This window comes from Anaerofilum hominis (assembly GCF_014287275.1).
Taxonomy (GTDB): Bacteria; Bacillota; Clostridia; order Oscillospirales; family Ruminococcaceae; genus Pygmaiobacter; species Pygmaiobacter hominis.
Genome location: NZ_JACONZ010000002.1, coordinates 714,235 through 726,735 on the forward strand (window position 1 = coordinate 714,235; position 12,501 = coordinate 726,735).

At 63.8% G+C, this 12,501-nt stretch carries 14 protein-coding genes; 8 read left to right on the forward strand and 6 right to left on the reverse strand.

The features are described from left to right. The first annotated feature begins 1 nt into the window (after window position 1). The 7 genes from H8S23_RS08300 to H8S23_RS08325 all read left to right on the forward strand — a co-directional run bounded on the left by H8S23_RS08300 (window position 2) and on the right by H8S23_RS08325 (window position 6,053). Window positions 2-742, forward strand: coding sequence for an ABC transporter ATP-binding protein (locus tag H8S23_RS08300; protein ID WP_186887855.1), 741 nt, complete (start codon window positions 2-4; stop codon window positions 740-742). Continuing rightward, window positions 714-1,427: an ABC transporter ATP-binding protein gene (locus H8S23_RS08305; protein ID WP_186887856.1), complete on the forward strand. Its 714-nt coding sequence runs from the start codon at window positions 714-716 to the stop codon at window positions 1,425-1,427. Before H8S23_RS08300 ends, H8S23_RS08305 begins: the two co-directional genes overlap by 29 nt. 191 nt (window positions 1,428-1,618) lie before the next feature. Next, complete coding sequence (locus H8S23_RS08310; RefSeq protein WP_186887857.1) at window positions 1,619-2,674, forward strand: DUF2804 domain-containing protein; 1,056 nt, start codon at window positions 1,619-1,621, stop codon at window positions 2,672-2,674. Window positions 2,675-2,714: 40 nt separating this feature from the next. Further along, complete coding sequence (locus H8S23_RS08315) at window positions 2,715-4,166, forward strand: 4-hydroxyphenylacetate 3-hydroxylase family protein (RefSeq protein ID WP_186887858.1); 1,452 nt, start codon at window positions 2,715-2,717, stop codon at window positions 4,164-4,166. Window positions 4,167-4,172: 6 nt separating this feature from the next. Continuing rightward, window positions 4,173-4,466: a NifU family protein gene (locus H8S23_RS08320; protein WP_186887859.1), complete on the forward strand. Its 294-nt coding sequence runs from the start codon at window positions 4,173-4,175 to the stop codon at window positions 4,464-4,466. After that, complete coding sequence (locus tag H8S23_RS13845) at window positions 4,463-4,777, forward strand: SelT/SelW/SelH family protein (protein WP_207721112.1); 315 nt, start codon at window positions 4,463-4,465, stop codon at window positions 4,775-4,777. The genes H8S23_RS08320 and H8S23_RS13845 overlap by 4 nt, the downstream gene beginning before the upstream one ends. Next, on the forward strand, window positions 4,755-6,053 hold the full coding sequence (locus tag H8S23_RS08325) for an acetyl-CoA hydrolase/transferase family protein (protein ID WP_207721113.1): 1,299 nt from the start codon (window positions 4,755-4,757) through the stop codon (window positions 6,051-6,053). Before H8S23_RS13845 ends, H8S23_RS08325 begins: the two co-directional genes overlap by 23 nt. Before the next feature lie 86 nt (window positions 6,054-6,139). Here H8S23_RS08325 and H8S23_RS08330 read toward each other — a convergent pair whose 3' ends face one another. The 4 genes from H8S23_RS08330 to H8S23_RS08345 form a co-directional block, all read right to left on the reverse strand. Then, window positions 6,140-7,213, reverse strand: a complete 1,074-nt coding sequence (locus tag H8S23_RS08330; RefSeq protein WP_186887861.1) for an NAD/NADP-dependent octopine/nopaline dehydrogenase family protein — start codon at window positions 7,211-7,213, stop codon at window positions 6,140-6,142. A gap of 26 nt (window positions 7,214-7,239) precedes the next feature. Continuing rightward, window positions 7,240-8,928 carry a methionine synthase gene (locus tag H8S23_RS08335; RefSeq protein ID WP_186887862.1) on the reverse strand — a complete coding sequence of 563 codons (1,689 nt, stop codon included), beginning with the start codon at window positions 8,926-8,928 and terminating at the stop codon, window positions 7,240-7,242. Window positions 8,929-9,244: 316 nt separating this feature from the next. Further along, complete coding sequence (locus H8S23_RS08340) at window positions 9,245-9,733, reverse strand: HD domain-containing protein (RefSeq protein ID WP_186887863.1); 489 nt, start codon at window positions 9,731-9,733, stop codon at window positions 9,245-9,247. Window positions 9,734-10,022: 289 nt separating this feature from the next. Beyond that, window positions 10,023-10,370: a hypothetical protein gene (locus H8S23_RS08345; protein ID WP_186887864.1), complete on the reverse strand. Its 348-nt coding sequence runs from the start codon at window positions 10,368-10,370 to the stop codon at window positions 10,023-10,025. 345 nt (window positions 10,371-10,715) lie between these two features. On the opposite strand from H8S23_RS08345, the gene tig reads away from it, so the two are divergent. Beyond that, window positions 10,716-11,834 carry a trigger factor gene (gene tig / locus H8S23_RS08350; protein ID WP_186887865.1) on the forward strand — a complete coding sequence of 373 codons (1,119 nt, stop codon included), beginning with the start codon at window positions 10,716-10,718 and terminating at the stop codon, window positions 11,832-11,834. Between the two features lie 148 nt (window positions 11,835-11,982). Here the strand turns inward: tig and H8S23_RS08355 are convergent, their stop codons facing one another. After that, window positions 11,983-12,216, reverse strand: a complete 234-nt coding sequence (locus tag H8S23_RS08355; protein WP_186887866.1) for a DUF6514 family protein — start codon at window positions 12,214-12,216, stop codon at window positions 11,983-11,985. Further along, the gene (locus H8S23_RS08360) at window positions 12,191-12,442 is read right to left on the reverse strand and encodes a helix-turn-helix transcriptional regulator (protein ID WP_186887867.1); all 252 of its coding nucleotides are present in this window, start codon (window positions 12,440-12,442) and stop codon (window positions 12,191-12,193) included. Before H8S23_RS08360 ends, H8S23_RS08355 begins: the two co-directional genes overlap by 26 nt. Window positions 12,443-12,501: the final 59 nt, after the last annotated feature.

The window sequence follows — 12,501 nt, forward strand, 5'->3', positions numbered from 1 at the left end:
GATGTTTTTCAAGGTGGAAAATTCGACTATCGCGTTCGGCGGCCTTGTGGCAAACAAAGACGTGAACGTCGAGGTGGAAAAAGGACAGATCGTGGGCCTCATCGGCCCCAACGGCGCGGGCAAGTCCACGCTGTTCAAATCCATTTCCGGTTTCAACAAGATCGACAGCGGCCACATCTGGTTCGACGGCCGGGAGATCACCAACCTGGAGCCGAACCATGTGTGCAAGGCGGGCATCGCCTGCACGTTTCAAAAGGCGCAGTCCTTTGCGGACATGACGCTGGAAGAGTCGGTGCTGGTGGGGGCCTACTGCCGCCGCAAAAGCAAAAAAGAGGCGCTGGCCTATGCCCGTGAGATGATCGGGTTTGTGGGCCTGGCCGAAAAGCAGACCGTCAAGATCTCAAAGCTGAATATGTACGAGCGCAAAAAGGCCGAGCTGGCGGCGGCGCTGGCCACCCAGCCGCAGATGCTGCTGCTCGACGAGCTGTTCGCGGGCCTGGTGCCCACCGAGGTGGGCTATATCCTGGAATACGTGAAAAAGGTCAACCGGGAGCTGGGCATCACGCTGCTCATCGTCGAGCATGTGCTCAAGGTGATCATGAGCCTGTGCGACAAGATCTATGTGCTGGAATACGGCCAGATCATCGCCAGCGGCAGCCCGGCCGAGGTCACCAGCGACCCCAAGGTTATCAAAGCTTATTTAGGAGATGATTATGATGTTACTGCAGATCAGCAACCTTGAAGTGGTGCTGGGCGGCCTTCAGATCCTGCAGGACGTCAGCCTGGGGGTCAACGAGGGGGAGCTCGTCGTCGTGGTCGGCGCCAACGGGGCGGGCAAGTCCACCCTGCTGCGCACCATCTGCGGCATGAACCCCTGCGCCGCGGGCAAAGTGGAGTTCTGCGGCCGGGAGATCACGAACCAGGCTTCCCACGACGGGGCGGGCGAGGGCCTGTGCATGGTGCCGGAGGGACGGCAGCTTTTCCCCGAGCTGACCGCGCGTGAGAACCTGCTGATGGGGGCCTATCACTACCGCAAGGACAAAAAGAGGGTGCTGGACAATCTGGAGCGCTGCTACGCGATGTTTCCGGTGCTGAAAAAGTATGAGGGACGCATCGCCAGCACCTTTTCCGGCGGCGAGCAGCAGATGATCTCCATCGCCCGCGGCCTGATGAGCGACCCCAGGATCATGATGATCGACGAGCTGTCCCTGGGCCTTGCGCCGCTGGTGGTGGAGGAGCTGTTCAAGACCATCAAACAGCTCAACGCCACCGGCATGAGCATCCTTCTGATCGAGCAGAACGCGCGGCAGGCGCTGCGCATCGCCGACCGCGCCTATGTGCTGGAGAGCGGCAAGATCACCATGGAGGGCACCGGGCAGGAACTGCTCAACAACGACAGGGTCAAGGAGGCGTACCTGGGCCTGTAATTCTTGCTAGAACGGCCCGCAGCATCCCCACGGGCCTTTTTAGAAACCTCCGACAACGGGGGCCGCCGCGGCGGCCCCCGTTGCCAAAAAAAGACCGTCGCGGGCGCGCCGCCGGGGCGCGCGGCGCGCCCGCGCTTTTTTGCGCCGCTTTCAGGGCGGCGCCAGAGATCAGAAAAAAGGAGCTGTGACAGATGCAACACGAGATCACGACACGACATCCGCTGCTGGATGAAAACGGCCGCGTCATCGAGGCGGGCTGGTCCCGGGATTATCTGCTGGAGTACAACCGCGACGCCATCCAGGTGCCGGAAAAGGACATCCGGGAATGGGAGTATTTTCTCGCGCTGGAGCGGGACTACGCGCTGGGCCTCTCGATGGCCAATGTGGGTTCCACCTCGCGCCTTTCAGTACATTTCATCGACTTTGCCGGGGGGCGGCATATCTGCGAGTCCGATCTGTGGATCGCCGAGGGCAGCGAGGGGCTGTCCATGCCGCGGGACGTCTACAGCACCACCCACTACCGGACGGCCACCGCCGAGGGCATCTATGAAAAGCAGGGGGACACCTGCCATGTGCGCATCGCCTATAAAAATTTCACGCCGGGACAGGATCTTTGCGCCGACCTGGTCTTTACGGTGCCGCAGGGGGACAAGACGGTCATGGTCATCCCCTACAAGACCGACCCCAACCTGTTCTATTACAATTATAAGGTCAACTGCATGCCGGTAGAGGGCACGATGGAGTTTGAGGGCAAGACCTACCGCTTCCACAAAGAGACGGCGATGGGGACCAACGACTGGGGCCGCGGTATCTGGGAGCATGTGAACCAGTGGTACTGGGGCTCCTGCAGCACGATGCTGAACGGCAAGCCTTTCGGTTTCAACATCGGGCACGGCTTCGGGGACACTTCGAGCGCCACCGAGAATATTGTCTTTTACGACCGCAAAGCCAACAAGCTGGAAGATGTGATCTTCCGCATCCCCGGGGATGTGATCGGGGATCTGAAGCTGACATTGCCGGATGAAAACTACATGAAGCCGTGGAAATTCGAATCCAGCGACGGCCGTCTGGACATGGACTTTGTGCCCGTGCACGACCGCCAGTCCGGCCTGTCGGTGGGCGACTATAATTCCGGCCAGCATCAGGTGTTCGGCCTGTTCAGCGGCAAAGCGGTGCTGGACGACGGCACCGAACTGGAGTTTAAAGACCTGTTCGGCTTTGCGGAAAAGGTGGGCAACGCCTGGTGAGTCCCGCGGCCAAAAAATCCTGGGAAAAGAGATGATCGCCATGTCCCTGATGACGGGGGAAGAATATATCGAGAGCATCCGGCGCCTGAAGATGGAGGTCTATATGTTCGGCAGGCGGGTGGAGGACCCGGTGGAGGACCCCATCCTGAGGCCCTCGCTGAATTCGGTGCGCATGACCTATGATCTGGCGCAGCTGGCCGAATATGAGGACCTGATGACCGCGGTGGCGCCCGAGACGGGAGAGCGGATCAACCGGTTCACCCACATCCACCGCAGCGCCGAAGATCTGGTGAAAAAGGTGAAGATGCAGCGTCTGCTGGGCCAGCAGACGGCGGCCTGCTTTCAGCGCTGCGTGGGCATGGACGCTTTCAACGCGGTGTACAGCACCAGCTTTGAGGTGGACAAAAAATACGGCACCTCCTATCACGAAAACTTCAAAAAATTCATGTTCGATGTGCAGCGGCGGGACCTGACCGTGGACGGCGCCATGACCGACCCCAAGGGCGACCGGTCCAAAGCGCCTCACGAGCAGGAGGACCCCGACCTCTACCTGCGGGTGGTGGAGCGGCGTGCGGACGGCATTGTGGTGCGGGGCGCAAAAGCGCACCAGACCGGGGCGCTGAACTCGCACGAGGTCATCATCATGCCCACCATCGCCATGAAGCCGGAGGACCGGGACTACGCGGTGTCCTTTGCCGTGCCGATGAACACGCCGGGGCTGTTTATGGTCATCGGCCGCCAGAGCTGCGACACCCGCAAGCTGGAAAACGGGGACATCGACGTGGGCAACGCCGAGTTTGGCGGCGTGGAAGCGCTGATGGTGTTCGACGACGTGTTCGTGCCCAACGAACGTATTTTCCTGAACGGCGAGACCGAGTTTGCCGGCATGCTGGTGGAGCGCTTTGCCGGTTATCACCGCCAGAGCTACGGCGGCTGCAAGGTGGGCGTGGGCGACGTGCTGATCGGCGCGGCGGCCGTGGCGGCGGATTACAACGGCGTGCCGCGGGCCAGCCATATCCGGGATAAGCTGATCGAGATGACCCATCTCAACGAGACGCTGTACTGCTGCGGCATCGCCTGTTCGGCAGAGGGGCATCCCACCGAGGCGGGCAGCTACATCATCGACCTGCTGCTGGCCAACGTCTGCAAGCAGAACGTGACCCGCTTCCCCTACGAGATCGCGCGGCTGGCAGAGGACATCGCCGGCGGCGTGGTGGTCACCGCCCCCTCGGAGGCCGACCTGAGGGACGAGAAGATCGGGCCTTATGTGGAAAAATACTTCAAAGCCGCCCCGGGCGTGAGCGTGGAAAACCGCCTGCGGATCCTGAGGCTGATCGAAAACCTCTGCCTTGGCACGGCGGCTGTGGGCTACCGCACCGAGTCGCTGCACGGCGCGGGCTCGCCGCAGGCGCAGCGGGTCATGATCGCGCGGCAGGGCAACCTGCCGATGAAAAAAGCGCTGGCGAAAAAGATCGCCCGCGTTGCGGAGTGAACCGGTATGGAAGCACTGCGGCAGGAGATAGAGCGCGCGCTGGATGAGCGGGTGCGCCCGCGCCTGCGGCTGCACGGGGGCGGCGTGGAACTGGTCTGTCTGCGCGGCGGCGTTCTGCGGGTGCGGCTCACCGGCGCCTGCAGCAGCTGCCCCTCGGCCGCCCTCACCACCCGCCAGCTGGTGGAGAAAGAGCTCTGCGCGGCGGTGGACGGCCTGTGCGCGGTAGAACTGGAGCAGGGGGTCGGCGACGATCTGATGGACGAGGCGCGCCGCCTGCTGCGGGCGCGGCGGCCGGGATGAGGGTGCGGGTGCGCTACTGCGGCGGCTGCAACCCGCGGTATGACCGCGCCGCCCTGGCCCGGCGGCTACCGGGGGCGTTTCCCGGGCTGGAGTTCGTTTTTGGGGCGGCAGGCGGCCCCTGCGGGCGGGAGGTGCTGGTGTGCGGCTGCGAGCGCCGCTGCGCCCGGCCCTCCCCCGGCGCGCGCGCTTTTGTCCTCTGCGCGCCGGCCGGCTGGGACGCGCTCTGCCGCTGGCTGCGGGCGCAGGGGGAAGAGCAGGGCCAAGAAACGGCAAAGGGAGCTGAAAGGATTGCACTGGACGACGCTTTATGAACAGAAGAAATGTACCGCCGCACAGGCGGTAAAAAAGATCCAGTCGGGCGACCGGGTGGTGGTGGGGCACGCGGTGTCCGAACCCGCCCGCCTGATCGAGGCGATGACGGCGGACGCGCCCCGCCTGCGGGACGTGGAGGTCGTTCACATGATCGCCATGGGGGATTCGCCCTACTGCAGGCCGGAGATGGAGGGCCACTTCCGCCACAACGCCCTTTTTGTGGGCGCAAACACCCGCAAAGCGGTGGAGGAGGGGCGCGCCGACGTGACCCCGGTCTACTTCTCCGAGATCCCCGCCCTGCTGCGGGGCAGCCTGTCGCCGGACGTGGCGCTGGTGCAGCTTTCGCCGCCGGACAGCCACGGCTATTGCAGCTTCGGCGTGGCGGTGGATTACACCAAGCCGGCCGCCGAGGCCGCAAGGGTGGTGCTGGCGCAGATCAACCCCCGCATGCCGCGCACGCTGGGCGATTCTTTCATCCACGTGAGCCGGCTGGACGCGGTGGTGGAAGCGGATGAGCCCATTTTGGAGCTGCCGCCGCCCGCCGTGGGCGAGGTGGAGCGGGCCATCGGCAGGCACTGCGCCTCCCTGATCCGGGACGGCGACACCCTGCAGCTGGGCATCGGGGCCATTCCGGACGCCGTTCTGCTCTTTTTGAAAGACAAAAAGGATCTGGGCATCCACTCCGAGATGTTCTCGGACGGCGTGGTGGAGCTGGTGGAGGCGGGGGTCATCACCAACGCGCGCAAGAATTTTCACCCCGGCAAGAGCGTGGTCACCTTTTTGATGGGGACCCGGCGGCTGTACGACTATGTACACGACAACCCGGAGGTGGAGATGTACCCGGTGGACTATGTAAACGACCCCCGCGTCATCGCGCAGAACGACAACCTGGTCTCGATCAACTCCTGCGTACAGGTGGATCTGATGGGGCAGGTGGTCTCCACCTCGGTGGGGCTGCGGCAGATCAGCGGGGTGGGCGGCCAGGTGGACTTTGTGCGCGGGGCCAATATGAGCCGCGGGGGAAGGTCGATCATGGCCATGCCCTCCACCGCCGCCCACGGCGCCATCAGCAAGATCGTGCCGCTGATCGACGAGGGCGCGGCGGTGACCACCAGCCGCTATGACGTGGGCTATGTGGTCACCGAATACGGCACTGCCGAGCTGAGAGGCAAAACGCTGCGCCAGCGGGCCCGGGCGCTGATCGGCATCGCGCACCCCGATTTTCGCGGGGGGCTGCGCGAGGAGTATGAGCGGCGCTTCCGGGAGCGCTTCTGAAAACGATCAAACGAGAGGACCGGGGCGGGGAGAAAGTGCTCTCCCGCCCCGGTCCTCTCGTCTGTTCCGCCGCTTTGCGCCCCGGGTCACGCGGTCGCGCCCGCGCCCTCCAGCAGGGCGGTCAGGTCGATCCGCTTTTCGTTGCGGCCCCGGGCATAAAAGTCCACCCCGCAGACGGCGGAGGCCCAGCCCACCACCGACGCGGTCAGCGGCATTGGCAGGCCCAGGCGGCGTCCCAGCGCCAGCATCGGCACGCAGCCGGTGGGCACATCCTCATAAATGTAGCGGGTGTGGGTGTCGCCCGGGCCATAGACCTCGGCATAGGCGTTGGTGTCCTGCAAAGCGTCGTAAAGGGTGCCGCCTGCAGAGCCGTATTTGCTGCGCAGCCAGTCCAGCACCGGCAGCACCGGCGCCCCCACCGCGCGGGCCAGGGCCATCCGCTCGGCGTCCAGACGCTCCAGCATCTCCGCCACCAGCGGGGAGATGCCCTCGTGATAATAGCGAAACCGCTCTCCGGCCTCGATGCGCACCAGGTTCATCAGCGCGGGCACCGGGTGGAACAGCATCCCCATGTTGGACAGGCCGGTGTCCAGAATGCCGCCCGCCGGGCAGGCGGTGGGAAAGGCCCGCCGCAGCATCGCGGTCACCGGCAGGGTGTCGGCCGGGGCGAGCGCGGCCACTTTCAGGCAGTCCTTGACCCGGTGGATCACCGGCCGGCCCACCTGTTCACAGCGGCAGGTAAAGACAAAGGTGTCCGTCTCCGCCAGCCGCAGGCGGGCGCGGCAGCCGTTTTCCCGCAGCACCGCGTCAAATTCCAGCACGCCAAAGGTGCGCCCCGGGTTGAGCACCACCGTCTGCCCGTCCCGCAGCCAGGGGGCCATGGCGCGGGCGATCACTGCGTGATATTGGGCCGGGGTGGTCACCATGATGAGGGCCGCGTCCTGCAGGACCTTTTCCATCTCGCAGGAAATCAGCTGCAAAGGCGCCCGGCCGCTGACCGCGCCGGAGAGGATAAATTCGGCGGAGGGGAACATGGCCACCCGCTCCGCCTCGCGGGCGTACAGCCGCACCTCCCAGCCGTGCAGGGCGTACCAGGCGGCCATGGACTGCCCGCCGTTGCCCGAGCTGATGACGGCCACCCGGTTTTCATTCAATGCCATTGTGCGCTCCTTTCTCCCCGCGGGCGTCACCGCGCGCTTTGGGGGCTGCGGGCCGGCAGGGCGCCGGCCCCCTCCAGATTGCCTGCGGCCGCCAGCCGGTCCAGCCGCTGCGCCTCAGTGAGCGGGCGCCTTTCCCGGCTGTCCCAGGCAAGGCAGCTGCCCGCCACCACCCGCGTCTCCAACAGGCCGCGGAATTTTTCGTTTTTCAGGATATGGGGCGCGTCCAGGATGCCGCGCCGGATGCAGTCGGCCAGAACGGCGGGGTCCGCCAGGGGATCGGCCGAAACGCCGCCGTACAGCCGCCGGATGAATGCCAGCAGAAAGCGGGCCTCTTCCAACAGCCGGGCCCGGCGCTGCTGCACCAGCCCGTCAGCGGCGGGGTCCGCCGCGCCGTAGAGCACCGAGCGCACCACCCCCCGCACGATCTTGCAGCTTTCGATCACCACCGCCGGGCCGGCGGCATGCTCCGCTTCGCTGTAGCCCACCACGTGGATGATGTGGGGCCCCAGCGCCATAGAGGAAAAGGTGGACGCCGCCAGCTGGCCCTTGGCCACGTCCAGATCGCCGGACAGGAAGGGCAGCCCGGCGCGGACCTGCCGCAGGGGGCGGAAGCTGTCGTCCGCCAGCGATTCCACCAGTTCCCGCATGGCCAGCGCTTTGGCAAGATCCATTGCAAACCCCATGGAACCCGGCACGTTGAACATATATTGGGAGATGTAATCGCGCACCCCGGCCCGCTTGGCATTGTAAGCCGCCACATAGGCCATGACCACCGAGATCACGTCATGGGCGTCCCGCAGCCCCCAGTGGTGCGGCTCGTTGGCCTCCACCGGGATGCCCCGTCGCCCGTGCCAGGCCATCAAAGCCTGCGCCTCCCTCACCGAGACCTCCAGCGGGCGCGCCCCGCGGCCGTCCAGCTCGTTGTACCAGCAGAGCGGCACCGCGCACCAGGCGTTGCGGATGGTGCGGTGCAGCAGCTCTGCAAACTGGAAGACGTCCGCCGTGCCGCTGTAACAGCGCATCAGCGGCGCATTGCCCTGGCGGGAAGCGGCCTTGAGGCGGCAAAAGTCCTGCGGGGTGCGCACCGGCACCCCGCCCGCGCCGTCCATGGCGGGGTCCCGCTGCTCGGGATGGAAAAAATATTGCTGGGTATTCTGGTCCGGCCCCAGGGAGATCACATCCAGCACGCCCGCCCGCGCGATCTCGCCGATGCCCGCCTCTGTGGCGGCAAAGTCCGGCAGCCCAAAATGGTGCCGCAGCAGGGGATAAGGGCTTTTCTGCGCCAGCCGCGCCAGCAGGTCGTCCGCCGGAGCCGTTCCGCCGGAGGCAGGGTCCGCCCCGCGCAGGAAAGCGATGGTCTCATCCATCTCCTCGGTCCCGTAAAAGACCTTTTCAAAGAAACCCCGCCGGGCCGCCCGTTCCGCCACCGGGCGGGTGCCCCCGAAAACCCAGCGGGGATGCTGTTCCAGCTGGCGGTCCCCGGCGATCAGGGCGTCCAGCAGGGGTTCCACGTTGTCCGGCGTGAGGCGGTACCCCACCGCGACCATAGCCGGGCGCAGCTGCCGCACCTGACGCAGCAGCGCGTCCACGCCGACGGCCGGGCCGAGAAAAAGCGTTTCATAGCCCTCGTCTGCCGCCAGCTCGAGAAAATGGATCGCCCCCGCCACATGGACGCAGTTGCCCAGCGATGCGGCCAACACCAATTTGTGATCCATGGGATCGCCTCCTTTTTATGATAAGTGACAACTTTTAAAATAAATAAAGTTGTATGTTTTTATTATAAAGAAAAGTGGGAGAAAAAAGCAATCCTATTTGGCGCAGTATCCTGTAATGTTTTTGTAAAGTGGGCGGCGGAACAGTGCGTCGCTCAAAAAAAGCGCCCCTCCCGCCGCGCCACGGCGCGGGGGAGGGACGCTTGAAAACAAAGATGAGGGGCGGGGCAGAGAGAGCGGACGGCGGCCCGCACGGGAACAGGGAATGTCCCCTTGCGAGAATGGGAAAACTCCTCCTCGCGAAGACGGGCGGCGGCCCTCAGAGCGCGCAGCGCAGCAATAGAGGCCGGTAGCTGTGGCCGAATACCTCCGCCACCGTGCACACCTTGTCTACCAGCGAGACGATAAGCGCGGCCCGGTGCAGGGGCGGCAGCACGGTGAGCGGCCACATATGCTTGCGGATGATATCCTCTTCCAGGCCGCTGATGCCGAAATAGCGCACGGCGTTGCGGGCCGCCGCGCCGGGGTGGGTGAAGCCGTGCAGGCGCGGGTGACCGGGCTCGTGCCAGTCATAGAGGAAAAAATCGTGCAGCAGCGCCCCGCGCACCAGAGCGCGCTCCTGTCCGTGCAGGCCCAGCCGTTTGTAGACGGCAAAGCTGTACCAGGCCACCGCCACGCTGTGGGCAAGGCAGCTGGTCTGCCCGTGCTGGATGTAGGCAGACATGCCGCGCACCAGGGGGTTGGCAAGCACCTCCCCCGCAAGGCTGATGAATTCTTCTGTCTGCTGTTGGCTCAGAGCTGGTCTCATGGCAAACGCCCTCTCACTTTCCCGGCGAAGCAGCGCCGTTCTGCCCATAAAACGACCTCGCGGCCCCCGGGGCTTCAGGGCCGGCGCAAAAGGGAGGTTTTGTCCTTATTATAAGCGCAGGCGCAGCGGAATACCAAAAAAGATGAGTGAAAAAGCCCTGCGGCCCGCTGTGGACGGAAAACTCCGTCCCGGCGGCGCACAGGGCTGTTCTCATCCGATCTGCGCGGCACAGCGGCCGTCCGTCCCGCTGAAAGCCGTGCGGGCAGCGGGCCCCGCGGCCCGCAAAAGGTCATTGCTCTTCTTTCGGCTCCTCGCCGTCCGCAGCTTCCTCCGCCTCGGGCAGGGCGGAGACCTCTGCGGCCTCTTCCTCCCCGTCGCCCTCTTCCTCCGCGTCGTCCGCGTCCTCTTCCACGGCCTCGCCGGCGCCAAGGACCTCGGCCTCTTCGGGGTGTTCCTTTTTGTATTTCCAATCCTTGTAATACATCCAAGAGCGCCACAGCCCCAGCCCGGCCAGGGCAAGGGTGAGGAACAGCAGCAGATAATGGACCAGCTCCCAGGGCTGATTGCCATAATCGACGAGGGCTTTTGCCTGGCTGAACGCAAAGTAGAAGCAGGCGACGATCAAAAGTACATCCATAGGAAATCTCCCTTGACAGTAATTTTTTCAGTTGGCACTGAATGCTATTATACGGGATTTTCGGCGCCGGTGCAAGAAATTTGCCGCAAAAGCCGCAAAAGGCCGCGCCTGCCGGGCCCGCCCGGCGGGCAGAGCGGGACGCGGAGGGCGGCGACAGGTTAAAATTCACAAAAAACCTACTCATTTTATCATCAAAAGGTGTATAATACAATTTATCGGCTTATCGGCTTATCGGCTTATCGGCTTATCGGCTTATCGGCCTTGCAGCTGCCCGGCAGGACGGCGGGCCGGTCCCGGCGCGCGCGGTGCGCGGCGCGGGTGAAAATCATTTTGAGGAGTTGCAGTATGAACCTGACCAAAAAAACGCTTGCCCTTTTGCTTGCCGCCGCACTGTCGGCGGGCGTGCTCACCGGCTGCGGCGGCGGCGCGTCTTCGGGCGCGTCCGGCAGCGGGGCGGGCAGCGCGGATTTCAACTATAGCGACGGGCTGGACGAGCACGGCCGCTGGGAGGGCATCACCGCCCTGGATCTGGTGGATCTGGGGGATTACAAGGGGCTCGAGGTGCCCGCCGACGTACACACCATCAAGGAAGAGGATGTGGACGCGCAGGTGCAGAGCATGCTGTCCAGCTATGCCACCACCAACCAGGTGCTGGACCGGGAGGTAAAGGACGGCGACACCGTCAACATCGACTATGTGGGCAAAGTGGACGGCACCGAGTTTGAGGGCGGCAGCACGCAGGGCGCGGGCACCAGCGTCACCATCGGCGTCACCTCTTACATCGACGATTTCCTCGAGCAGCTGATCGGCCACAAGCCGGGCGACAGCTTTGACGTGGAGGTCACTTTCCCCGACGACTACACCCCCAACCCCGACCTGAGCGGCAAAGACGCGGTGTTTGCCACCACGGTCAACTATATCGAGGAAAAGGTGACGCCGGAGCTGACCGACGAGTTCGTGAAAGAAAACCTGACCGAGACCTACGGCTGGCAGACGGCTGACGAGCTGCTGGCCCAGCTGCGCAGCGATCTGCAGTGGAACGCCACGGCCCAATACCTGTGGACCACGCTGCTGGATCAGGCAAAGGTGAGCGAGGTGCCCCAAAGCATGATCGATTATCAGCTGGACCGCACCATGGCGGAGTATAAGATGGCGGCCCAGAGCTACGGCATGACGCTGGAGCAGGCGCTCTCCTCGGTGGGGGTGTCGGACCGGGAGGAACTGGGCGAAAAATATGCCGACGACCTGAAAGATCAGGCGCTGCAGGGGCTGGTGATGCAGGCGGTGGCCGAGGATGCGGACATTGACGTCAGCGAAGAGGACGTGGCCGCTTATTTCAAGGATTTTATGTATCTGGATGATTACAGCAGCTACACCAAAAATTACGGCGACGGCTTCGTGCGCATGACGGTGCTCAACCGCAAGGTGCTGGACTATCTGGTGGGTCAGGCCGTGCTGGCCTGACCGGCAGTGAAAAAACGGCAAAAAGAGAGCGGCCTCGGTTTGAGGCCGCTCTCTTCTTGTTTCCGCTGGGCTCAAAAAGGGGAAGATCAAAAGGGGAGAGGGGCGGGCCCGCCGGCAGCGGTGCGGGAGATCTTGCCGGCAGGGGCGGTCAGGGAAGCGCGTCCAGCACGGCGTCTTTTAAATGGACCGGGGAGATTTGGCTGCTGGTGCAGCGCCCGGCCAGCCAGTGGGCAAATTCGCGGTCGACAGAGACGTCCGGCAGCCGGATGCAGGGCTGCCAGCCGCTGTCGGTCCGCACACATCCCTCAATGCCAAAGGTGCGGTAATAGCCGATATGTTCTTCAAAGAGCTGCTGTTCAAAAATCGTGTAGCGATATGTCAATAGATTCGACCTCTCCTCTGAATTCCCCTTTCAGGGAATCTAAACTGATGTCCAAAATGGCAGCCATCCTCACGGCGTTCTCCAGCTTGGGCAAAGAACGCCCGATCTCCAGATCCTGATAATGGCGAAGCGAAAGACCGCAAAGCTCCGCCATGTCTTTTTGCGTCAGTCCGTGCCGGACCCGGTAGTCATACAGTTTCCCCGAAAAACTCCTGTTGATAGACATGAAAAACCTCCCGTCAGCGATTTTAGCCTGCCCCGAGGCTGGTGAAAACGAGACATACT